Below are 21,309 nucleotides of genomic sequence, written 5' to 3'. Positions count from 1 at the left end.
CGACCACCGAGATCCCGACATGACCGCCATCACCCGTTATCCCAGCACGCTGCCCCTGCCCTTCTCGCGCGCCACCCAGGCAGGCGGCTTCCTCTTCCTGTCGGGGCAGATTCCGATGGACGCCGCCGGTCAGGTCGTGCGCGGCGACATCGCCGCCCAGACGCACGCCGCCATCGAACGCATCAAGGAAACGCTGGCGCTGGCGGGCGCCAGCCTGAAAGACGTGGTGCGCGCAACGGTATGGCTGTCGGACCTGGCCCTGTTCGCGCAGTTCAACGAAGCCTACCGCAGCCATTTCTCTTCCGATTTCCCCTCTCGCTCCACTGTCGAGGCCAAGCTGGCCATGGAAGTGGACGTCGAGATCGAAGTGCAGGCCTGGCTGGGCGACGCCCGCGTCTCCTGAGGCCCCGGCCGCAGCCGTTCGATTGCATGACACCGCCAGGCCCGACGCCTGGCGGGGCGACACCCCCACGCGCGCGCCACGATGCCCGCGCCTCCAGTCCCTCTTTGCGCGGAGCGTCATCCATGAAGATTTTTTCCGGGTCCCTGGCAACCGAGACCAATACCTTTTCCCCCATCCCGACGGGCCTGTCGGCCTATCGGTCCCGCGGCTACTACCCCGCGGGCCAGCATCCGGACCGCATGCAGATGTTCTCGGGACCGCTGTGGGCCGCACGCCAACGCGCGGTGGGCAAGGACTGGACCCTCATTGAAGGGATGACCGCAGGAGCGACGCCGGCCGGCATCACCACGCGCCACGCCTACGAGACGCTGCGCGACGAGCTGCTCGAAGACCTGCGCCGCGCGGGCAAGGTCGATATCGCGCTGTTCGGCTTGCATGGCGCGATGGTGGCCGATGGCTACGACGACTGCGAAGGCGACCTGCTGCGCCGCGCCCGCGAGATCGTGGGCCCCGACACGGTGATCGGCGCGGAACTGGACCCGCACTGCCACATGACGGACGCCATGGTGAACAGCGCCGACTTCCTGGTCTGTTTCAAGGAATACCCGCACACCGACATCCTGGACCGCGCGTACGACCTGGTGGACCTGTGCGTGGCGCGCGCCGAAGGCCGCATCAAGCCCACGCGCGCCGTCTACGACTTAGAGATGATTTCCATCATGCACACCAGCCGCGAGCCCATGCGCGGGTTCGTCGACCGCCTGCTTGCCATGGAAGGCAAGGAAGGCGTGCTGTCGGTGTCCATCGCGCACGGCTTTCCGTGGGGCGACACGCCCGACATGGGTTCGAAGGTGCTGGTCTACACCGACGGCGACCAGGCGCAGGCCGAATCGCTGGCGCGCGCGCTGGGCGAAGAGATCATCGGCTTTCGCGACCAGCTTGCGCCGCCCTATCCCGGCGCGGACGACGCGCTGGACCAGGCGCTGGCGCACAAGGAATTTCCCGTCGTACTGGCCGATTCCGCGGACAACGCGGGCGGCGGCGCGCCCAGCGACTCCACCTTCATCCTGGAGCGCGTGCTGGCGCGCGGCATCACGGACGTCGCCATCGGCCCGTTCTGGGATCCGGTCGCCGTACAACTGTGCTTTGAAGCCGGCGACGGCGCGCAGATCAAGCTGCGCGTGGGCGGCAAGGTGGCCCCCGTATCGGGCCAGCCGCTGGACCTGGATTGCGAAATCCTGGCGCTCAAGCGCGACGCCGTCATGACCGGCCTGGCCGGCACGCCCGCGCTGCTGGGCGACGTGGCCGTCCTGCGCACCCGCGGCGTCACGTTGGTGCTGACGACGTCCCGCACGCAGGCCATGGGCACCGACCTGTTCACGCAGTTCGACGTGGACCTGCAGGCGATGAAGCTCATCATCGTGAAGTCGTCGCAGCACTTCTATGCCTCGTACTCGAAGGTCGGCCGCCACGTGATCTACGTCGAGACGCCGGGCGCCATCACCAATGACCTCAACACGCTGCCTTTCGTCAAGCGCAAGCTGCCGAAGTGGCCGTTCAAGGCCTGAAACCCTACTCAATTGCCGCCCGTCACGGGCACACAGAACCACCAAGGGGAAAACAATGATCAGACGATTCAGCCTGCTGGGAGCCGCGGCGCTCCTGGCCATGACCGCCGCCACCGGCGCGCTTGCCCAGACCAAGACGCTGCGCCTGGTGCCGCACGCCGACCTGAAGACGCTGGACCCGTTGTTCAACACCGCCTACATCACGCGCAACCATGGCTACATGGTCTTCGACACGCTGTTCTCGCAGGACAGCAAGGGGCAGGTCAAGCCGCAGATGGTGGACACCTGGACCAAGTCCGACGACGGCAAGACCTGGACGTTCACGCTGCGGCCGGGCCTGAAGTTCAACGACGGCACGCCCGTGACTGCCGAGGACTGCATCGCCTCCATCCAGCGCTGGGCCAAGAAGGACACGCTGGGCCAGGCGATGATGGCGGCCGGCGCGGAGTTCGCGGCCACCGCAGACAACTCGTTCACACTGACGCTGAAGGAACCCTTCGGCCTGGTGCTGGACGCCCTGTCCAAGCCCTCCGGCATGCCGCCGTTCATCATGCCCAAGCGCCTGGCCATGACGGACCCGAACACCCAGGTCACCGAGATGGTCGGATCCGGCCCCTTCCTGTTCAAGCGCGATGAATGGGTGCCCGGCAACAAGGTCGTCTACGTGAAGAACCCGGCCTACGTGCCCCGCGCCGAAGCGCCGGACGGCCTGGCCGGCGGCAAGAACGTGAAGGTGGACCGCGTGGAATGGGTCTACATCCCGGACGGCAACACTTCCACCGCCGCGCTGATGAATGGCGAAGTGGACATGATCGAACAGGTCACGCCGGACTTCCTGCCGGTGCTCGAGTCGAACCCGGACATCAAGCTGAGCACCTCGGTGGCCTCGCAAGGCATGGTCATCCTAAACTCGCTGCATCCTCCGTTCAACAACCCGCTGGCCCGCCAGGCGCTGTACCACCTGGTCAGCCAGAAGGAAATGCTGACGGCGATGGGCTACCCGGAAAAGTACCGCGTCGACTACTGCGCGACGATGTACATCTGCGGATCGCCCCTGGCCACCGATGCCGGCGCCGCGCCCTACGCCAAGACCGACCCGGCGCGCGCCAAGCAGCTCCTGCAGGAAGCGGGCTACAAGGGTGAAAAGGTGGTGCTGCTGTATCCCACTGACCACCTGAGCGCGCCCGCCGTGATGGTGCTGGCGCAGAACATGAAGAAGGCCGGCATGAACGTGGACGTGCAGTCCATGGACTGGGCTTCGCTGGCCGGCCGCCGCCTGAAGAAGGACGCGCCCGCCCAGGGCGGCTGGAACATCTTCCTGACCTGGGGCGGCTATTACGACGCCAGCACGCCGGTGACGAACCCGTGGCTGTCCGCCGCTTGCGGCAACAGCCTGCCGGGCTGGCCCTGCGACAAGGAACTGGACACGCTGCGCACCAGCTGGATCCGCGAGACCGACGACGCCAAGCGCAAGGACATCGCCGCGCAGATCCAGGCGCGCGCCTACCAGACCGTGCCGTACGTCATGTGGGGCGAGTTCAAGCCCGTCTTCGCGGTGCGCGGCCTGAAGCACACCGAACTGATCCAGGCCGGCGTGCCGGTGATGTGGAACATCGAAAAGCCGTAAGGCAGACGCCGGGCGCCCCGCGCGCCCGGCCGCAAGCCCGGGGGAATCCAGCGTGAAATACATCCTGCGCCGCATCGCGGCCGTCATTCCAGTCATGGCCGTCGTGGCGGTCGTGGTGTTCCTGCTGATCCACCTGTCGCCGGGCGATCCCGCGGCGGTGATCGCGGGCGACAACGCCACCGCCGACGACGTCGAAAAAATCCGGCAGAACCTTGGGCTGGACAAGCCGCTGCTGCAGCAGTTCGGCATCTGGGTAAGCCATATCGCGGTGGGCGACCTGGGCACGTCGATGTCCACGCAGATGCCTGTTTCGCAGCTCATCGCGCAGCGCATGGGGCCGACCATTTCCATCGCGCTGTTCACGATGCTGTTCGCCGTGCTGGCGGCCGTGCCCCTGGGCGTGCTGGCCGCATGGAACGCCGGAAAGTGGCTGGACCGGCTGGTCATGGTGGGCGCGGTCTGCGCGTTCTCGGTGCCGGTGTTCCTGATCGGCTACAGCCTCGTGTATGGATTTTCCATCAAGCTGGGCTGGCTGCCGGTGCAGGGCTACAAGCCGATGGCCGACGGCCTGGTGCCCTACCTGCGCCACCTGGTGCTGCCCTGTCTGTCGCTTGGCCTGGTCTACATGGCGCTGCTGACGCGCATGACCCGCGCGACCATGCTGGAAGCCCTGTCCGAAGACTACATCCGCACGGCCCGGGCGAAGGGGCTGTCGTCTGGCCCCATCGTGTGGCATGCGCTGAAGAACGCCGCCAACCCCATCGTCACCACCATCGGCGTGGGCGTCGCCCTGCTGATCGGCGGGGTCGTGGTCACGGAAACCGTGTTCGCCATCCCCGGCCTGGGCCGCCTGACCATCGACGCCGTGCTGCGCCATGACTATCCGGTCATCCAGGGCGTGCTGCTGGTGGCCTCGGGCATCTACGTGCTGATCAACCTGCTGGTCGACCTGAGCTATCGGCTTTTCGACCCACGCATCCGCTATTGAACAGGGGCAACGCATGAACACGACCACCCTGCCGCTTCCCGCCGCGCGCCCGCGCCTGCGGCGCGCCTTCCGATCGCTGCGCCGCCACCCGATGCTGTACGCGGGTAGCGCAATACTGCTGTTGCTGGCGGTCATCGCCCTGGCCGCGCCGTGGCTTGCCACCGTGGACCCGCAGGACATCAATCCGATGGCCCGCATGAAGCCGCCCTCGGCCGAACACCTGTTCGGCACCGATGCGCTGGGCCGCGACGTCTACTCGCGCACCATCTGGGGCTCGCGCATCTCGCTGCTGGTCGGCATCGTGGTGGCGGTGGTGTCCACCGTGGCCGGCGTGGTGCTGGGCATGATGGCCGGCTACTTCCGCCGCATCGACGCCGTCATCATGCGCATCATGGACGGCCTGATGGCGATTCCCGGCGTGCTGCTCGCCATCGCGCTGATGGCGACCCTGAAGGGCGGCCTGGGCACCGTCATCATCGCCATCGTCGTTCCGGAAGTGCCGCGGGTCGTGCGCCTGGTGCGCGCACTGGTGCTGACCATCCGCGAACAGCCCTATATCGAGGCGGCCGTTTCGGTGGGCACGCGGGTGCCGTCGATCCTGCTGCGCCACATCCTGCCCAACCTGTTCGCGCCGCTGATGGTGCAGGCCACCTTCATCGCGGCATCGGCCATTCTGACCGAGGCCGTGCTGAGCTTCCTGGGCGTGGGCATTCCGCCGCACATCCCAAGCTGGGGCAACATCATGGCCGAAGGGCGCAACTTCGTCGCCGTGGCGTTCCACATCATCCTGTATCCGGGCCTGTTCCTGGGCGTGGCCGTGCTGGCCGTCAACCTGGTCGGCGACGGGCTGCGCGACATGCTCGATCCCCGCCTGGCCAAGAAGCTGTAGGAGCGCACATGCAACCCAATCCCGTCCTGCGCGTGCACGACCTGACCACCTGTTTCGACGGCGACGACACGACCGTCCTGGCCGTCGACAAGCTTTCTTTCGACCTGCTGCCCGGTGAAACCCTGGGCCTCGTCGGCGAATCGGGCTGCGGCAAGAGCGTCACGTCGCTGTCCATCATGCGCCTGTTGCGCGCCCCCGGGCGCGTCGCTGGCGGCAGCATTGAATTCGATGGACGCGACCTGCTGGCCCTGCCCGAAAAATCCGTGCGCGCGATCCGCGGCAACCAGATCTCGATGATCTTCCAGGAGCCCATGACCTCCTTGAATCCCGTGATCACCGTGGGCAAGCAGATCAGCGAATCGCTCATGCTGCACCAGGGCCTGTCGCGCCGCGACGCGCTGAAGCAGGCAGAAGCGTTGCTGGACCTTGTGCAGATCTCCGACCCGGCGCGCCGGGTGCGCGAGTATCCCTATCAACTCTCGGGCGGCATGCGCCAACGCGCCATGATCGCCATGGCGCTGGCCTGCCAGCCCAAGGTCCTGATCGCCGACGAACCCACCACGGCGCTGGACGTCACCATCCAGGCGCAGATCCTGCACCTGCTGCGCGACATCCAGGCCCGGCTCGGCACGGCCATCGTGCTGATCACACACGACCTGGGCGTGGTCGCGCAGATGTGCCAGCGCGTCATCGTGATGTATGCGGGACGCAAGGTGGAAGAAGGCAGCGTGGACGACGTGCTGGACCGCCCGCAGCACCCCTACACCCAGGCGCTGATCCGCTCGCTGCCGGACTTCGTCGACGGCCAGGATCACACGGCGCGACTGGCCGAACTGCCTGGCATCGTTCCGGTCAGGACGCCCGAATCGCGCGGCTGCGCGTTCGCCGCGCGCTGCCCCCAGGCCCTGCCCCGCTGCACCGACGAGTCGCCCATGGCCACCGACGCCGGCGCCCGCCACCGGGTGTGGTGCTGGGCCCGGCAGGCCGAACCGACCGCCGCCATGACCGCGTGAGACCCGCCATGAATCTGCACGACATTCCCCTCGCGTCTTCCGCCCCGGCCGCCACCGCGGTCCCCATGCTGGAAGTCATCGGCCTGAAAAAGCACTTCCCGGTGGACAGCGGACGCGGCGCCAAAGTGCTGCGCGCCGTCGACGGCATCTCCTTGACCGTGCCGCGCGGCCAGACGCTCAGCCTGGTCGGCGAGTCCGGCTGCGGCAAGTCGACCACCGGCAAGTGCCTGATCCGCCTGACCGATCCCACCGAAGGCCGCATCCTGCTCGAAGGCCAGGACCTGGCCCAGATGAACAGCAGCCAGCTCCGCGCCATGCGCCGCCGCATGCAGTTCATCTTCCAGGATCCGTTTTCGTCCATGAATCCGCGCATGCGGGTGCGCGACATCATCGGCGAGCCTCTGCGCAACTTCGGCCACGACCGCGAGGCCATCCGCCAGCGCGTGGCGCAGCTTTTGGCGCGTGTCAGCTTGCGGCCCGACGCCGCCGACCGCTATCCGCACGAGTTTTCCGGCGGACAGCGCCAGCGCATCGTCATTGCACGGGCCCTGGCGCTGGATCCGGGTCTCATCGTCTGTGACGAACCCGTGTCGGCGCTGGACGTTTCGGTTCAGGCGCAGGTCATCAATTTGCTCATGGACCTGCAGCGCGACCTGGGACTCACCTACGTGTTCATTTCGCACGACTTGAGCGTGGTTCGTCACATCAGCCACCGCGTGGCCGTGATGTACCTGGGCAAGATCGTCGAGATCGGCACCCGCGATGCCATTTTCGACCGCCCCGCCCATCCCTACACCCGCGCGCTGCTGGCCGCCGTGCCGTCCGCCCGCCAGGGCGAGCGCACACCGGTCGAAGTCCTGAAAGGCGAGATTCCCAGCCCGCTGTCGCCGCCGTCCGGCTGCGCGTTCCGCACTCGTTGCCCCATGGCGCAGCCCCGCTGCGCCGAAGAAGTCCCCCTGCCCCGCCAGGTTGCCGCCGAACAGCAGGTTGCCTGCCACTTTGCCTGACCCCGAACCGACGGAGATCCGCATGTCCCAGCCCGACGCCACCCCGTTTGACTACATCCTTGCCGGCGGCACCGTCATCGACGGCACGAACGCCCCCGGCCAGCGCGCCGACGTGGGCGTGCGCGGCGACCGCATCGCCGCCGTGGGCGACCTGTCGACCGCGCCCGCACGCCGCCGCATCGATGTGTCGGGCAAGGTCGTGGCCCCGGGCTTCATCGATTCGCATACCCACGACGACAATTACCTGCTCAAGCATCGCGACATGACGCCCAAGATCTCGCAGGGCGTCACCACCGTCGTCACCGGCAACTGCGGCATCAGCCTCGCGCCGCTCGCCCATGCCCACGCCAGCCCCCCGGCGCCGCTGGACCTGCTGGACGAAGGCGGCTCCTACCGCTTCCACCGCTTTTCCGACTACCTGGACGCCCTGCGCGCCACGCCCGCCGCCGTCAACGCCGCCTGCATGGTGGGCCATTCCACGCTGCGCGCGGCCGTCATGCCCGATCTGCAACGCGAAGCCACGCCGGACGAAGTGCAGGCCATGCAGTCGCTCGCCGACGACGCACTGGCCAGCGGCGCCATCGGCATATCGACCGGCACCTTCTATCCGCCCGCCGCGCGCGCCACCACCGAAGAGATCATCGAAGTCTGCCGCCCGCTCAACACCCACGGCGGCATTTACGCCACGCACATGCGCGACGAAGGCGAGCACATCGTCGAGGCGCTGGAAGAGACTTTCCGCATCGGCCGCGAGCTCGACGTGCCGGTCGTGATCTCCCACCACAAAGTGATGGGCCAGCCCAACTTCGGACGTTCCGAGGAAACGCTGCCACTGATCGAAGCCGCCATGGCCAAGCAGGATGTTTCGCTGGACGCCTACCCCTATGTGGCGGGCTCCACGATGCTGAAGCAGGATCGCGTGCTGCTGGCCGGCCGCACCATCATCACGTGGTGCAAGCCGTTTCCCGAACTGAGCGGTCGCGACCTGGACGAAGTGGCCGCCGAACGCGGCAAATCCAAATTTGACCTGGTGCCGGACCTGCAGCCGGCGGGCGCCATCTACTTCATGATGGACGAGCCCGATGTCCAGCGCATCCTCAAGTTCGGCCCGACCATGATCGGCTCGGACGGCCTGCCGCACGACGAACGCCCGCATCCCCGCCTGTGGGGCACCTTCCCTCGCGTGCTGGGTCATTATTCGCGCGACCTGGGCCTGTTCCCGCTCGAGACCGCCGTCTGGAAAATGACCGGCCTGACCGCCGCAAAGTTTGGCCTTGCGGAACGCGGCCAGGTGCAGTCCGGCTACTACGCCGACCTGGTGGTCTTCGACCCGGCCACCGTCGCCGACGCCGCCACCTTCGAGCGTCCCACCGAACGCGCCGCCGGCATCCACTCGGTGTACGTCAACGGCGCGCCCGTCTGGGAAGAACAGGCTTTCACCGGCCAGCACGCGGGGCGTGTCCTGGGCCGGAGCGCCTCATGAGCGCGCGCAAACTGCACCTGGCTGTCGCGCAGCTTGGGCCCGTCCAGCGCAGCGACACTCGCGTCCAGGTCGTGCGGCGCCTGATCGATCTGCTGGACGACGCGCACAGCCGCGGCGCAGCCTGGGTCACCTTCCCGGAACTGGCGCTGACCACGTTCTTCCCGCGCTGGTCCATCGACGATCCGGAAGAGGTAGAGGCCTTCTTTGAAACCGAAATGCCCGGCCCGCTGACACGCCCCCTGTTCGACGCGGCGCGCGACAAAGGCGTGGGCTTCTACCTGGGCTACGCCGAGCTTGCCGACGGCGTGCAGTACAACACCAGCATCCTGGTCGGCCGCGACGGCAAGCTTGTCGGCAAGTACCGCAAGATTCACATTCCGGGCGACGCCCAGACCGTCGACGGCGCGCCGTTGCAGCACCTGGAGAAGAAGTACTTCGCCGTCGGCGACCTGGGCTTTCCGGTCTGGCAGACCCCGGACGCCGCCATCGGCATGTGCATCTGCAACGACCGGCGCTGGCCCGAAACCTTCCGAGTCATGGGCCTGCAAGGCGTCGAGATCGTCATGGCCGGCTACAACACGCCGTCGGGCTATGTGCAATGGAACGAGCCCATTCACCTGCGCATGCACCATCACCTGCTGTCGCTGCAGGCGGGCGCCTACCAGAATGCCTGCTGGGTCGCCGCGGCGGCCAAGGCGGGCGTCGAAGAAGGCAATCCCATGATCGGCGGGTCGTGCATCGTCGCGCCCACCGGCGAGATCATGGTGCGCACCTTCTCCGAAGACGACGAGGTCATCAACTTTGTCTGCGACCTGTCGGTGTCGGACCACTACCGCGCCAATATCTTCAACTTCGCCGCCCACCGCCGGCCCGAACACTACAGGATGATCGTCGAACGCACCGGCGCCCAGCCTCCCGGCTGACGCGCCCCACCCCTTACAATCCGGCTACACGCGGCGGGGCTTGCGGGCCCTGCCCCTGCCCTCAACCCTAAAAGCCAGACCGCTACATGGCCCCAAACGGCAATACATCCCCGCCCGAAATCGTGGGCAAGGAAGAAATGGGCGCCCGCCTGCGCGCCGAGCGCAAAGCCCGGAAAATGACGCTCCAGGCGTTATCCCAGGCCAGCGGCATCGCGGTATCGACGTTATCGAAGGCCGAACTCGGCCAGATCGCCCTCAGCTACGAAAAATTCGCCGCCCTGGCCCGCGCGCTGGACATCGACATGACGCGCATGTTCATGCTGCGCGACGCCGCCCAGGCCGCCGTGGCCCCCACCTACGTCAAGAACAAGCTCAGCGACGCCCGCGACTACATCACCGAGAACTATCACTACCGCCTGCTGATGGGCGAATACCCCGGCAAGAAAATGCTGCCGATGGTCGCCATGATCGACTCGCGCAAGGTGGTCGAATTTGAAGACTACATCCGCCACCCGGGCCAGGAATTCGTCGTGGTGCTGTCCGGCAAGGTCCGCATCCAGTTCGAAAACGGCGACAGCGTCGTCCTCAGCCGGCTGGAATCGGCGTACTTCGACAGCAGCATCGGCCATGTGTATCTGTCGCTGAGCCGAAAGCCAGCGGAGGTGCTGGCGGTTTGCAGCGATATGGAGGATGTGCCGGATCGATTGAAGGGGGAATGAGTCCGCGCGGCTATTTCAAGGGCAAATCGGCCACGGACTCGCGCAATTGGCGGCGCTCGCTCGCGGCAATCAGCTTTTTCGCCATCCGGTCGTATCGGCGCAGGATGCGCCGGCCATTCAGCGTCTTGCTCCAGGAATACACGGGAAGCAGTTGCTTGGAACCGTATCCATCCACCAGATAAAGGCCTTCCCGCCCGCTGGCATTGAAGCCCACGACGATGTTGCTGGCGCTGACGTCATTGAAGACGACGTGCGCATCCACCAACGCCATGATGAACTCGTGTACCCGAGCGCGCAGGTCGGGTCCGAAGCCCTGCTGCCTCACCACCTCTTTCAGGGTGGGCGCAAGATCTCCGTGAGCATCGACGATGCGCTCCACGACCAGCCCCAATCCCTTCGAGGTCAATACCAGGCCGAAGATGCGCGCCATCAGCATATTGCCCATGTGCGCGCCTTGCTGCGCCGTCGTGGCGATGTACTCGACGGTTTCCGCGATAAAGACCCCATGCTCGTCCTCGCGCTGGAAACGCTTGTACCAGGGCCGCTTCGCGCTCATTTGACTGCTGCGGACCCGATTGACGATTTTGATCAGCAGGGAATTGTCGGTGGGGTGCAGATACACGTCGCGCTCGCTGCCAGCCGCGGCAATGGCAAGCGGTTTCATGTCGAGGATCTCGAACGGACCGACTGACCGCACAGGGGCCAGATCCTGTCGGGGCAGAACTTCCACGCCCTTCAAGGGCGTCGGCGTCTTGGTCAGGTCTCGCCGGACAGTTGCATTCAGCATGGCCAAGCCTCAGTCCGCCCGCTGCATAGCGGTCGATCCGGGACAGCCTCGCTGTGCGAGCCACTCGCCGTAAACCTGTTCGGTGCGTGCTGCCAACCCCGCCAGGGAAAACTTGCCCTCTCCATACACCATGCGCTTGCCCGCCTCTCCCATGCGCGTTCGCAACGCGCCATCATCGATCAGGCTGGCCAACGCCGCCCTGAGCTTCACGATATCGCCAGGGGGCACCAGGATGCCCGTCTCGCCGTCGTCCACCATTTCGCTGACACCGCCCACATCGACCCCGATGACGGGAAGGCCGGCGGCCGAGGCCTCGACATATACCGTACCCGACGCTTCCTTCTGTGTCGCAAGCGCGAAAATGTCGCTGCCAGCCAGAATGCTGGGGACGTCATGCCGGAATCCCAGCATATGAATGCGGTCGGCCAAGCCGATTTCCGCGATAAGCGCCTGCAGCTGATCGAACAACGGGTCGCCGTTGCCGACCAGCACCAAGTGTACGTGAGGCCGCGCCTCCATCAGGGGCCGCAGCGCTTCGATAAGTTCTCGGTGTCCCTTCGTCGCCCGCAGGATCGCCACACAGCAGACCACGATGGCGTCTGCTGGCAGATTGAGTTCTTCGCGCAGGCCGGACTGGATGCCTTTCGGCGGCAGCATGATGGGGGAGTAAACGGTCTCTACGCGATCGGCGGGCACTCCGCGCTCGATCAGGTAGTCCCGGACGTGATTGCTGACCGTGGTGATTCGGTGCGGCACCCACGTATAAGCCAGCATGGAGTTGACGCGATTGGTCAGGTGACGCGTGCGTACGATCAACGGCGTGCCCGCAAGGCGTGCGCCCAGGCCCGCAAGCAGCGTGTCGATACGGCTGTGCGTATTGAGAACATCGAAGCGTCCCTTTCGCAGGATGCGCGCCACCTGCGGCGCGCCGCGTAGCAAATTCAACAATCCCCCCATCTGCAGCGTATGTACGGTGATGCCGACGTCAGTGGCGGCTTGAACGAGTTTTGCCTCCGGCCTGCAAATCAGTTCCACGTGATGGCCGCGATCGCGCATGGCTTGCATTTCTTTGAGGATTCGGCGTTCCTGACCGGCAAAGCCCAAAGCGGCTTCAGCATGCGCAATGCGCATGGATCGTGGTGTTTCAGAAGGCATAGAGAACGAGGCAATCCGTTGGATTCAAACGGCTGCGGAATGTCTTGATGACGTAGTGGCCATATGGTATTCGCGCGAATCCAAGCACACAAGCGGCCGATTATGCCCTGTCAGAGCGGAAATTCGGAAAAAAATACCGTTTTGACGGTCTGTCTGAGGCTGCGCCGCTTTGTTTCACGATCTGGAAATGTGTTTTCCAGACCGGTCGGCATGCGGCGTTTTGTTGCGTGGGGGACACAGTGATTGCGCACTCATGAGTCGAAACTCGTGACCCCAGACTGCCAGATCGCCCGAACTTCCTGCTTGAGAGCATGCAGTTCTCTTCACGCGCGAAGCGCGCTCATCCAGGGCGGCAGTGGCGCGTGCCGTCGGTGCTGGTATCGCTGCACGCGTCCGCAGCAACCGCGACCGATATCTGTAGGGCGTTCGACGTTGGCGGCCTATTCAGCCGCCACGCAACAAAAAACCCGCGATCTCTGAAGAGAATTGCGGGTTCTTTCTTGCGCCAGGATTACCTGGAAAATTCTTGGTGCCGACGGCGAGACTCGAACTCGCACAGCTTTCGCCACTACCCCCTCAAGATAGCGTGTCTACCAATTTCACCACGTCGGCTTGACCAACTCCAGAAAGGCTTACCTTCCTGGAAAGTCGAGCATTCTATCACGTAAATTTGAAAGCAGGAAACCTGGCCACTTTATCCGTGAAGATCGCCCCACCGGCCCCGCCCGGCTCGCTTCATGTGCGGCTCCCAGCTGGCCGGTGTCATGCTCAATTGCCGCGCACAGCCTCGGCACACTGGGGCGCCATCATCGACGTCTTCCAGCGCTTTTCCATAAATCCGCTTTGCGGTCACTGGCCTGCGCGCATAAAAAAAGGCCGGCATGCGCCGGCCTTTTCGCTGCTGCCACCTTACTTTGCCGGAGCGGCGGGCGTTTCCGCCGGCTTTTCGCCAGCCGGTGCGGCAGGCACGGACGGCACGGAGGCGTCGGGCTTGGCGGCGGGGGCCGGAGCCGCGCCGGGAACCGACGACGCGCCGGGCACCGAGGACGCGCCAGGAGCGGCAGGCACCGAACCCGGGGCTTGCGGGACCGAGCGGTCGGCCGGGAAGCTTTGCATCACGCCGGAATCAACGGCGGGGCCGCTGGTTCCCTTGTGGCTGACATACGCCAGACCGGCGGTGGACGCGAAGAAAACCACGGCGGCCCACTTGGTAGCGCGCGACAGGAAGTTGGCCGCGCCGGTGGCGCCGAACAGGCTGCCGGACGATCCGCTACCGAAAGCGGAGCCCATGTCGGCGCCTTTGCCCTGCTGAAGCAGGACCAGGACGATGATAGCCAGCGCCGAGATCACTTGGACGGCCAGCAGGATTTTGAGCATCAGGGGCATTACAGACTCCGGAACGGAAACTTAGATGGCGGCAATTCGCAAAAACTCTTCGGCCACGAGCGACGCGCCGCCGACCAGGGCTCCGTCGATATCGGTCATGGCGAACAAACTGGAGGCGTTGGCGGCCTTGACGCTGCCGCCGTACAACACTTGCACTTGCGCGGCGCCCAGCGCGCGCAGCGCGGCGCGGATCGCGCCGTGGACTTCCTGGGCCTGCTCCGGCGTGGCCGTGCGGCCGGTGCCGATGGCCCAGACGGGTTCGTAGGCCAGAACCATGCGCGACACGGCATCGGCGCCCAGGGCCAGCACGGGCTTCAACTGGCGCTCGATGACCGCCAGGGTATTGCCGGCTTCGCGGTCAGCCAGGGACTCGCCCACGCAAACCACGGGGGTCAGACCTGCAGCCAGCGCGGCCTGGGCCTTGGCGGCAACCGCTTCGTCGGTTTCGCCGTGCAGCACGCGGCGCTCGGAGTGACCGGCCAGCGCCCAGCGGCAGCCGAATTCCTTCAGCATCGAGCCAGATACCTCGCCCGTGTAGGCGCCCTTGTCATGCGCACTGACGTCTTGCGCGCCCCAGGACACGCTGCTGCCGGTGAGGGCAGACGCAGCCTGCGCCAGGTAGGGGAACGGAACACAGATGCCGATTTCGCAGTGGCCCGCAGCATCCGCGGCACGAAGCTCGGTCAGCAACGCGGCGTTCTCGGCCAGGTTGCCGTGCATCTTCCAGTTGCCCAACACGAGGCGGGCGCGGTTTTCGACTGAAGTCATGGCGAATATGTCTGACGAATGGGTCTGAGTTGGGCCTGCGGTGGTCAGCCGGGAAAAGCATGCGCCCTGAACCTGAAGGCGGCCCCGGGCGCGAAACATTGCAGCCCGCCTGGAAAACCAGCAATTTCCAGCGTTTGGGATCCTGATACAGGGGCCTGGCGCAGCAACCGCCCACGGGCCTGCCTGGAAAAAATTCCAGGCGAAACCCGAGATTGTATCCTGTTGCGCGGCGATGCGCCGAACGCCGCGCGTTTCTTACACAGTCAGGATGATTTTGCCGATGTTTTCCCCGCCCTCCATCATGGCGTGCGCCTTGGAAGCTTCGGCAAGCGGGAACGTCGCGTGGACGATCGGTTTGATGGCCCCTTTTTCCAGCAAAGGCCACGCATGCTCGCGCAGGGCGCGGGCAATGGCGCCCTTGAAGGCGACCGGACGGGGCCGCAAGGTGGAACCCGTGATGGTCAGGCGACGGCGCATGACCTGCGCAGTATCCACATTGGCGTGCGAGCCGCCCAACTGGGCGATGATGACGATGCGCCCGTCATCGGCCAGGCACTGCATGTCGCGGGCGATGTAGTCGCCGGCAACCATGTCCAGGATCACGTCCACGCCGCGCCCACCGCTGGCGTCCAGGACTTCCTTCACGAAATCCTGGGTCTTGTAGTTGATGCCCTTGTCGGCGCCCAGCGCCTCGACGGCGCGCGCGCGGTCGTCGCTGCCCACCGTTGCATAAACCTTGTGGCCCATGGCGCGGGCCAGCTGGATCGCCGTGGTGCCGATGCCGCTGGCGCCGCCGTGGACCAGCAGCGCCTCGCCTTCGGAAAGGCGGCCGCGGTCGAACACGTTGCTCCACACGGTGAAATAGGTTTCCGGCAGGCCGGCCGCCTCGATATCGGACAGGCCCTTGGGGATGGGCAGGCATTGCGCGACCGGTGCGACGCAGTATTCGGCATAGCCGCCGCCCGCGACCAGCGCGCAGACCTTGTCGCCCACGGCAAAGCCGCTGCCCGCCACGTCGCCGCCGACAATCTCGCCGGCGACTTCAAGACCCGGCAGATCGGAAGCGCCGCGAGGCGGGGCATAGTTGCCCTTGCGCTGAAATACGTCCGGACGATTGACGCCCGCGGCGGTCACTTTGATCAGAACTTCGCCTGCGCCGGCCTCGGGCGTGGGACGCTCCACGGGGACGAGGACCTCGGGTCCGCCGGGGCGGGTGATTTCAACAGCGTGCATCGCGTGCCTCCTTTGCAGCAAATGGATTATTATTGCGCCCTTTACGGCGTATCGCATCGCCGTTCAGGCAGAATGTTTGCCAGGCGGCCGCTTCAAATCGGCAAGCCCGGGCAACTGCAAGGCAAGACCCAGGAAGCGTGGCAGAGTGGTCGATTGCACCGGTCTTGAAAACCGGCAACGGGCAACCGTTCGTGAGTTCGAATCTCACCGCTTCCGCCAAAAGGCCTTTGCTCACGTCAGGCCCATGAGTACGCGTGCCCCGGGGACGCATAGCCCCGCGACGCGCAGCCCCGGAACGCGCAGCCCCGCGTGTCACGATGCATGCTGGGCAGAGCAGTATCGGTCCTTGCGCGGGCGCGGCGCAGCCTTGCCGCCCCGCCCCCGCCCGTCATCCGTTCAACGTTTCCCGAAGATTCTCTTGAGACGCCGCCGCAGCTTGGACTGCGTGCGCGGCTGCAACACGGGCGCTGCATCAAACGTCTTCGCAAGCACAGCCATGTCCTCGGCTTCGGGCTTTGCGCCTTGGACCAGTTTTCCGGCCACGCCGATCATCGCTCCCTTGAGCGATTCAACCTCGTGCGAGACCACGTTCCAGCCTATCGACGAAAACTCTGACGGCGTGTAGACCGGCACCATCCGGTCGATCGCCGAAAAGCGGTCGTCCCTGTCCCGTCGCGCCAGCACGACGGGGATGCCCATGGCCAGACAGGGGCTTGCCACATGAAGCAGCGGCGTCACGACGACAGAAGCCTCGTTCATGTAAACGTCCAGATAGCTCTGCGCCAAGGAGTCCATCTTCTTGACCGCGTCATCGCTCAGCGGCACTTCGTTCACGGGCTCGCGTTGATAGATCAGCCGCGCATGCTCCAGGATGGGCTTGGGTATGTTTTCAAGCAGATTCTGTTGAAGCACGCCCGACCCCGCGCCAAACGCAATGACTGGCCTGCCGCCGGCAGGCGGCGCCTTGCGCTTTGCCAGCGTAAGCGTCGCGCACCCCGTCACGAAGGCGGCGATGCGATGCTTGTCGAACAGTCGCTTGGTGGCGTTGTCGCGACAGCCGATCGGCTGATGCTTCAGAAACAACGCCTTGTTCTTGGTGATGACCGATTCGGTTTCCGCATTGAACCCGAAAAAAACGGGTTCGATTTGCGGGGGAAGCGGGAAACAGTCGTCATGGAAACAACCGTTCATGATGAGTTTGACGGGCTCTCCGTCGTAGTCGCGCAGGGAGTCGCGGTCGATCCCGACGATGCGGGTGTCCTGGACATCCAGGCGATTCAACAATCTGCGCACCGCGATGGATTGAATGTTGTCGCCAACGTTGACGGTGCGCCGCTTGGGGTTATTGCCGTACCGGAATTCCAGATAGCCGAACTTTTGGGGATGCATGAGTTTCGAATGTGAAGATCTGCGCAGACAGATTGACCACCCGCAGGCCTGGTCGTAAGCGCAATTGCGTGAGGCTCATCGCTTTCAGGAAGGTCCGTAACGGCTACCCGAGGGCCTTCTCTCGCTGAGAGGTGAAGCCGCCATGAACGACATAAATTGTAAATGATCAACACAAAACGAAAGTTGGAGCAGGATCAAAACTTCACGCTGCCCGCGTTTGTCTGGCTCGCTCCCTTCAGGCGTACCATGGACCCAGATTCCCCCTGGAGGTTGCCATGTACAAGCACATACTCATCCCCATCGACGGATCAAGCCTGGCCAATTCGGGCCTGGCGCAGGGCCTGGCGCTGGCCCGCGCGCTGGAGGCCAGCGTCACGGTGCTGACGGTCTACAGCCTTTTCCACGTCCCCTCCATGGAGTCCGTGCAGCTACAGGGCGTACGCGAGGTCTACGAAAACCAGGCGCGCGAGCTGGCCGCCTCGTACCTGTCGGAGGCCGCCGGCAAGGCCAGCACGGCGGGCGTCGCGTGTGTGACGGAGATGCGCGAGAGCGACACCCCCTATCAGGTGATCGTGGATGTGGCCTTGACTCGCAACTGCGACCTGATCGCCATGTCCTCGCACGGGCGCGGCGGCATGGCCGCCCTGCTGCTGGGCAGCCAGACGCAGAAGGTGCTGGCGCATTCCACGCTGCCGGTGCTGGTGTACCGCTGATTTATCCGGCGTAGGTGCGCGGGATGCCCGCGGCGGCCACGCCGCTGCGCAGCGTTTCCTGCGGCAAGGATTCCGCCAGCAGCTCGCGCGCCGCCAGCAGCCGGGACAGATCGATGCCGGTCCGGTACCCCATGCTTTCCAGCATGAAGACCAGGTCCTCGGTGACGATGTTGCCCGACGCGCCCGGCGCGAACGGGCAGCCGCCCAGCCCACCCAGGCAGGAATCGAAGGCGCGGATGCCTTCGTAGAGGCCCGCCAGCGCATTGGCCAGTCCCAGCCCCATCGTGTCGTGCAGGTGCAGCTTGGTCAGCCGCGCGCCCACCGCGTCCTGCGTGGCGCGCACGGCCTCGCGCACGAGCGCCGGATGGGCGTAGCCCACGGTGTCGGCCAGCGCGATTTCGTCGGCGCCGGCGCGCGCCACCGCTGCCGCCATTTCGGCGACACGCCGCACCGGCACCTCTCCTTCCATCGAACACCCGAACGCCGTGGCGACCGCCGCATCGATGCGCATCGGCCGCGCCTGCGCGCGGACCCAGTCGACGATGGACGCCAGCATCTCGACTTGCGCATCCGTGCCTTTGCCGACGTTGGCATGGCTGTGGGTGTCGCTGACCGACACCGGAAAGGCCAGCACGTGCGCGCCCGCCTCGTGGGCGGCGATGGCGCCCTTCAGGTTGCACGCCAGTGCGCAGATCGTCAGGCCGTCGATTTTCAGGACCTCGGGCAGGATGTCGCCCGTGTCCGCCATCTGCGGCACCAGCCGGGGCGACACGAAGCTGCCCACTTCGATCTCGCGCAGCCCGGCGTCGGCCAGTTGCCGTATCCAGCGCAGCTTTGCTGCGGCGGGCATCATGCCCTTCGCCATCTGCAAGCCATCGCGCGGCCCCACTTCGCAAAGCCTGATTTCCTTGTTCATGTGCTGTCCTGTAATCCTTGCGCGCCTATTGCTGGATGACGATGCCGGCGCTCTTGATGGTCTGGCGCGCCTTGCCGATGTCCGACTGGATCAGCGCCGCAAATTGCTCGCTGGACACCGGATCGGTCTCCAGCCCCTGCGACGCCAGCGCCTCCTGCACGTCCTTGCGCGCCAGCAACTTATTGAAGTCCGTGTTCAGGCGCGAGACGATGGCGGGCGGCGTCTTGGCTGGCGCCAGCACACCGTAGTAGGTCACCACGCTGAAATCCTTGTATCCCAGCTCCGCCACCGTGGGCACATCGGGCAGCGCCGGATTGCGCTTTGGCGACGTCACGGCCAGCGCGCGCACCTTGCCGGATTTGATGAGGGTTGCGGCCGACGAGATCGACGAGCCCGCGAACTGCAGGTGGCCGCCCATCAGGTCCGCCAGGGCCGGCGCCGAGCCCTTGTAGGGCACGTGCTGCATCTTGAAGCCGGCTTCGTGCTGCAGCATCTCCATGGCGATGTGCACGCCGCCCCCGGTGCCGGAAGTGCCGTATGAGATCTTGTTGGGCTCTTTCTTGGCCGCTTCGATCACTTCCGGCAGCGTCTTATAGGGCGATTGCTCGGCCACCAGCAGCACCATCGGCGTGGTGGCCACGAGCGCCACGGGCGCCAGGTCCTTGACCGGGTCGTAAGCCACTTTCATCAAGAGCGGAATCAACGTGACGTTGTCGGACTGGCCGATCACCAGGTCATAGCCCTGGGCGGGCGAACGCGCTGCCTCGGCCAGCCCCAGCGCCGTGCCGGCGCCGGGCTTGTTTTCGGGCACGACCGCCCAGCCGTTCAATTCGTGCAGCTTGGTGCTCATCAGCCGGCCGATGTAATCGGTGCCGCCGCCCGGCGTGGACGGGATGATGATGCGGATGGGCTTGCTGGGATAGTCCTGCGCATGAGCGGCGCATGCGACGGCCAGTGCGGCCAGCGCAACGAGTTTGCGGATCATCGGGTTGTCTCCTCTTTGATGGACGTCTTGGCGGTCTGGCGCCGCCTCGACAGGGATCAGGCGCTAGCGCCTGGTCTTCATGCAATGACTCCCGCGGTGCGCAAGGCGTCGATGCGTTCGGCATCCAGGCCCAGGTCCTGCAGGATGGCCTGTGTATGCGCGCCTTGCGCCGGGGGATCGAACCGCTTGCCCGCCTTACGGCCATCGAACTCGATGGGCAGCGCGGCGGCCGCTATTTCTCCGCCGTCCGGCAGGCGGGTAGCAAGCAATGCGCCGCCCGCGTTCAGGTGCGCATCCTCCAGCAGGTCGTGCGGCTGGCGGATCGGGCCATAGGACAGGTTGGCGTCCTCCAGCGCGGCGCACAATTCATCGGTCTTCCAGGTCTTCAGGATCTCGGCCACGCCGGGCACCAGCCAGGAACGCGCCGCCTCGCGGTCGACGGCCGTGGCCAGGCGAGGATCGGCGGCCCATTCGGGCGGCAGGAATTTCTGCGCGAAATTGCGCCATTGCGCGTCGCCCACCACGGCGACGAACACGCGGCCGTCGGCGGTCTCGAAGACGTCGTACACGCCCCATGGCGGCTTGCGCTCCGCGCCCATGGGCTTGGGCGCCGTTCCCGTCAGCTGGTACTGCGCGATGAACTGCGCGACCAGCAACAGGTTGTTTTCAAACAGCCCCGACCGCACGTGGCGTCCCCGGCCGGTCGCATGCCGGTCGTGCAGCGCGGCCAGCGCGCCCACCACCCCGAACGTGCCGCCCAGGATGTCGTTGACGGATGCCGCCACCCGCTGCGGCGTGTCTGCCCCGCCGTTGATATAGGCCAGCCCGCCCATCATCTGCACCACTTCGTCCAGCGCGGTGCGATGCTTGTAAGGCCCGGACAGGAAGCCCTTGAGCGAGACGTAGATCAGCCTCGGGTTCTCGGCCGACAGCGACTCGTAGTCCAGTCCATACTGGCGCAGGCTGCCGTCGCGGAAGTTCTCCACCACCATGTCGGCCCGCAGCGCCAGTTTGCGCACGACCTCCTGCCCCTCGGGGGATTTGAGATCGATGGCCAGGCTCTGCTTGTTGCGATTGAAGACGGGAAAGTAGCCGCTGCCAGACCCTTTCAGGCGGCGCGTGCGATCGCCATCGATGGGTTCGACCTTGATCACGTCCGCCCCCAGGTCCGCCAGCGACAGGCCGGCGGCCGGCCCCATGATCATGTGGGACAGTTCCAGGACCTTGATGCCGCGCAAGGGCAGTTCGGTGCTGTCCATGAAAGGTGAAGCCGGTGCTGCTGTCATCAACGATTTCCTCTTGCCTGCCTGTTCAACGGGTGCGCGACGGCGAGGGGTAAAAATCGAGTCTGCCGCCG

General features: G+C 65.6%; 20 protein-coding genes and 2 tRNA genes. 12 read left to right on the top strand and 10 right to left on the bottom strand.

What is annotated here, in order from left to right; translation table 11 throughout:
• Positions 1–19 precede the first annotated feature (19 nt).
• The 10 genes from RT614_RS11025 (at position 20) to RT614_RS10980 (ending at position 10,620) form a co-directional block, all read left to right on the top strand.
• Complete coding sequence (locus RT614_RS11025) at positions 20–403, top strand: RidA family protein (RefSeq protein ID WP_313622156.1); 384 nt, start codon at positions 20–22, stop codon at positions 401–403.
• A 122-nt stretch (positions 404–525) separates the two neighbouring features.
• Positions 526–1,971: a M81 family metallopeptidase gene (locus RT614_RS11020; protein WP_313622155.1), complete on the top strand. Its 1,446-nt coding sequence runs from the start codon at positions 526–528 to the stop codon at positions 1,969–1,971.
• A 55-nt stretch (positions 1,972–2,026) separates the two neighbouring features.
• Entirely contained in the window at positions 2,027–3,598 is a 1,572-nt protein-coding gene (locus RT614_RS11015) for an ABC transporter substrate-binding protein (RefSeq protein ID WP_313622154.1), read from the top strand.
• Between the two features lie 52 nt (positions 3,599–3,650).
• Entirely contained in the window at positions 3,651–4,586 is a 936-nt protein-coding gene (locus RT614_RS11010) for an ABC transporter permease (RefSeq protein ID WP_313622153.1), read from the top strand.
• Positions 4,587–4,599: 13 nt separating this feature from the next.
• A complete protein-coding gene (locus RT614_RS11005; RefSeq protein ID WP_313622152.1) occupies positions 4,600–5,475 on the top strand; it encodes an ABC transporter permease in 876 nt (291 codons plus the stop codon).
• A gap of 8 nt (positions 5,476–5,483) precedes the next feature.
• A complete protein-coding gene (locus RT614_RS11000) occupies positions 5,484–6,488 on the top strand; it encodes an ABC transporter ATP-binding protein (RefSeq protein WP_313622151.1) in 1,005 nt (334 codons plus the stop codon).
• An 8-nt stretch (positions 6,489–6,496) separates the two neighbouring features.
• Positions 6,497–7,495 (top strand): dipeptide ABC transporter ATP-binding protein, encoded by a 999-nt coding sequence (locus RT614_RS10995; protein ID WP_313622150.1) that lies wholly within the window; start codon positions 6,497–6,499, stop codon positions 7,493–7,495.
• Between the two features lie 22 nt (positions 7,496–7,517).
• Positions 7,518–8,978 (top strand): D-aminoacylase, encoded by a 1,461-nt coding sequence (locus RT614_RS10990; RefSeq protein ID WP_313622149.1) that lies wholly within the window; start codon positions 7,518–7,520, stop codon positions 8,976–8,978.
• Complete coding sequence (locus RT614_RS10985) at positions 8,975–9,901, top strand: N-carbamoyl-D-amino-acid hydrolase (protein WP_313622148.1); 927 nt, start codon at positions 8,975–8,977, stop codon at positions 9,899–9,901. Before RT614_RS10990 ends, RT614_RS10985 begins: the two co-directional genes overlap by 4 nt.
• Positions 9,902–9,987: 86 nt before the next feature.
• The gene (locus tag RT614_RS10980; RefSeq protein ID WP_313622147.1) at positions 9,988–10,620 is read left to right on the top strand and encodes an XRE family transcriptional regulator; all 633 of its coding nucleotides are present in this window, start codon (positions 9,988–9,990) and stop codon (positions 10,618–10,620) included.
• A 10-nt stretch (positions 10,621–10,630) separates the two neighbouring features.
• Here the strand turns inward: RT614_RS10980 and RT614_RS10975 are convergent, their stop codons facing one another.
• The 6 genes from RT614_RS10975 to RT614_RS10950 form a co-directional block, all read right to left on the bottom strand.
• On the bottom strand, positions 10,631–11,407 hold the full coding sequence (locus RT614_RS10975; RefSeq protein ID WP_313622146.1) for a YrbL family protein: 777 nt from the start codon (positions 11,405–11,407) through the stop codon (positions 10,631–10,633).
• A 9-nt stretch (positions 11,408–11,416) separates the two neighbouring features.
• On the bottom strand, positions 11,417–12,538 hold the full coding sequence (locus RT614_RS10970; RefSeq protein WP_313622145.1) for a glycosyltransferase family 4 protein: 1,122 nt from the start codon (positions 12,536–12,538) through the stop codon (positions 11,417–11,419).
• Between the two features lie 551 nt (positions 12,539–13,089).
• Positions 13,090–13,174 (bottom strand) — tRNA-Leu (locus RT614_RS10965).
• Between the two features lie 297 nt (positions 13,175–13,471).
• The gene (gene secG / locus RT614_RS10960) at positions 13,472–13,948 is read right to left on the bottom strand and encodes a preprotein translocase subunit SecG (protein WP_313622144.1); all 477 of its coding nucleotides are present in this window, start codon (positions 13,946–13,948) and stop codon (positions 13,472–13,474) included.
• Between the two features lie 21 nt (positions 13,949–13,969).
• Complete coding sequence (tpiA, locus tag RT614_RS10955; RefSeq protein WP_313622143.1) at positions 13,970–14,716, bottom strand: triose-phosphate isomerase; 747 nt, start codon at positions 14,714–14,716, stop codon at positions 13,970–13,972.
• Positions 14,717–14,971: 255 nt separating this feature from the next.
• Positions 14,972–15,949 (bottom strand): NAD(P)H-quinone oxidoreductase, encoded by a 978-nt coding sequence (locus RT614_RS10950; protein ID WP_313622142.1) that lies wholly within the window; start codon positions 15,947–15,949, stop codon positions 14,972–14,974.
• Positions 15,950–16,080: 131 nt separating this feature from the next.
• Here RT614_RS10950 and RT614_RS10945 point away from each other — a divergent pair.
• Positions 16,081–16,168: transfer RNA gene (locus RT614_RS10945), tRNA-Ser, on the top strand.
• 177 nt (positions 16,169–16,345) lie between these two features.
• Here RT614_RS10945 and RT614_RS10940 read toward each other — a convergent pair.
• Positions 16,346–17,338 (bottom strand): polysaccharide pyruvyl transferase family protein, encoded by a 993-nt coding sequence (locus tag RT614_RS10940; protein WP_313622141.1) that lies wholly within the window; start codon positions 17,336–17,338, stop codon positions 16,346–16,348.
• Positions 17,339–17,613: 275 nt separating this feature from the next.
• Here RT614_RS10940 and RT614_RS10935 point away from each other — a divergent pair, with 275 nt between their 5' ends.
• Positions 17,614–18,051 carry a universal stress protein gene (locus tag RT614_RS10935; RefSeq protein ID WP_313622140.1) on the top strand — a complete coding sequence of 146 codons (438 nt, stop codon included), beginning with the start codon at positions 17,614–17,616 and terminating at the stop codon, positions 18,049–18,051.
• A gap of 1 nt (position 18,052) precedes the next feature.
• Here RT614_RS10935 and RT614_RS10930 read toward each other — a convergent pair whose 3' ends face one another.
• The 3 genes from RT614_RS10930 to RT614_RS10920 all read right to left on the bottom strand — a co-directional run bounded on the left by RT614_RS10930 (position 18,053) and on the right by RT614_RS10920 (position 21,238).
• On the bottom strand, positions 18,053–18,967 hold the full coding sequence (locus RT614_RS10930; protein WP_313622139.1) for a hydroxymethylglutaryl-CoA lyase: 915 nt from the start codon (positions 18,965–18,967) through the stop codon (positions 18,053–18,055).
• Between the two features lie 25 nt (positions 18,968–18,992).
• Positions 18,993–19,952 carry a tripartite tricarboxylate transporter substrate binding protein gene (locus RT614_RS10925; protein WP_313622138.1) on the bottom strand — a complete coding sequence of 320 codons (960 nt, stop codon included), beginning with the start codon at positions 19,950–19,952 and terminating at the stop codon, positions 18,993–18,995.
• A gap of 77 nt (positions 19,953–20,029) precedes the next feature.
• Positions 20,030–21,238: a CaiB/BaiF CoA-transferase family protein gene (locus RT614_RS10920; RefSeq protein WP_313622137.1), complete on the bottom strand. Its 1,209-nt coding sequence runs from the start codon at positions 21,236–21,238 to the stop codon at positions 20,030–20,032.
• Between the last annotated feature and the right edge of the window lie 71 nt (positions 21,239–21,309).

The organism is Achromobacter sp., assembly GCF_032102605.1.
Classification (GTDB): Bacteria; Pseudomonadota; Gammaproteobacteria; order Burkholderiales; family Burkholderiaceae_B; genus Achromobacter.
Note: the sequence above shows the minus strand (reverse complement) of the source record. Positions and strands in the feature narration are given on the sequence as shown.

What these genes read in the sequence shown, in the direction of transcription:
- RT614_RS11025 (WP_313622156.1), top strand. Translation starts at nt 20, where the DNA reads ATGACCGCCATCACCCGTTATCCCAGCACGCTGCCCCTGCCCTTCTCG.
- RT614_RS11020 (WP_313622155.1), top strand. Translation starts at nt 526, where the DNA reads ATGAAGATTTTTTCCGGGTCCCTGGCAACCGAGACCAATACCTTTTCC.
- RT614_RS11015 (WP_313622154.1), top strand. Translation starts at nt 2,027, where the DNA reads ATGATCAGACGATTCAGCCTGCTGGGAGCCGCGGCGCTCCTGGCCATG.
- RT614_RS11005 (WP_313622152.1), top strand. Translation starts at nt 4,600, where the DNA reads ATGAACACGACCACCCTGCCGCTTCCCGCCGCGCGCCCGCGCCTGCGG.
- RT614_RS11000 (WP_313622151.1), top strand. Translation starts at nt 5,484, where the DNA reads ATGCAACCCAATCCCGTCCTGCGCGTGCACGACCTGACCACCTGTTTC.
- RT614_RS10995 (WP_313622150.1), top strand. Translation starts at nt 6,497, where the DNA reads ATGAATCTGCACGACATTCCCCTCGCGTCTTCCGCCCCGGCCGCCACC.
- RT614_RS10990 (WP_313622149.1), top strand. Translation starts at nt 7,518, where the DNA reads ATGTCCCAGCCCGACGCCACCCCGTTTGACTACATCCTTGCCGGCGGC.
- RT614_RS10985 (WP_313622148.1), top strand. Translation starts at nt 8,975, where the DNA reads ATGAGCGCGCGCAAACTGCACCTGGCTGTCGCGCAGCTTGGGCCCGTC.
- RT614_RS10980 (WP_313622147.1), top strand. Translation starts at nt 9,988, where the DNA reads ATGGCCCCAAACGGCAATACATCCCCGCCCGAAATCGTGGGCAAGGAA.
- RT614_RS10975 (WP_313622146.1), bottom strand. Translation starts at nt 11,407, where the DNA reads ATGCTGAATGCAACTGTCCGGCGAGACCTGACCAAGACGCCGACGCCC.
- RT614_RS10970 (WP_313622145.1), bottom strand. Translation starts at nt 12,538, where the DNA reads ATGCGCATTGCGCATGCTGAAGCCGCTTTGGGCTTTGCCGGTCAGGAA.
- secG (WP_313622144.1), bottom strand. Translation starts at nt 13,948, where the DNA reads ATGCCCCTGATGCTCAAAATCCTGCTGGCCGTCCAAGTGATCTCGGCG.
- tpiA (WP_313622143.1), bottom strand. Translation starts at nt 14,716, where the DNA reads ATGACTTCAGTCGAAAACCGCGCCCGCCTCGTGTTGGGCAACTGGAAG.
- RT614_RS10950 (WP_313622142.1), bottom strand. Translation starts at nt 15,949, where the DNA reads ATGCACGCTGTTGAAATCACCCGCCCCGGCGGACCCGAGGTCCTCGTC.
- RT614_RS10940 (WP_313622141.1), bottom strand. Translation starts at nt 17,338, where the DNA reads ATGCATCCCCAAAAGTTCGGCTATCTGGAATTCCGGTACGGCAATAAC.
- RT614_RS10935 (WP_313622140.1), top strand. Translation starts at nt 17,614, where the DNA reads ATGTACAAGCACATACTCATCCCCATCGACGGATCAAGCCTGGCCAAT.
- RT614_RS10930 (WP_313622139.1), bottom strand. Translation starts at nt 18,967, where the DNA reads ATGAACAAGGAAATCAGGCTTTGCGAAGTGGGGCCGCGCGATGGCTTG.
- RT614_RS10925 (WP_313622138.1), bottom strand. Translation starts at nt 19,952, where the DNA reads ATGATCCGCAAACTCGTTGCGCTGGCCGCACTGGCCGTCGCATGCGCC.
- RT614_RS10920 (WP_313622137.1), bottom strand. Translation starts at nt 21,238, where the DNA reads ATGACAGCAGCACCGGCTTCACCTTTCATGGACAGCACCGAACTGCCC.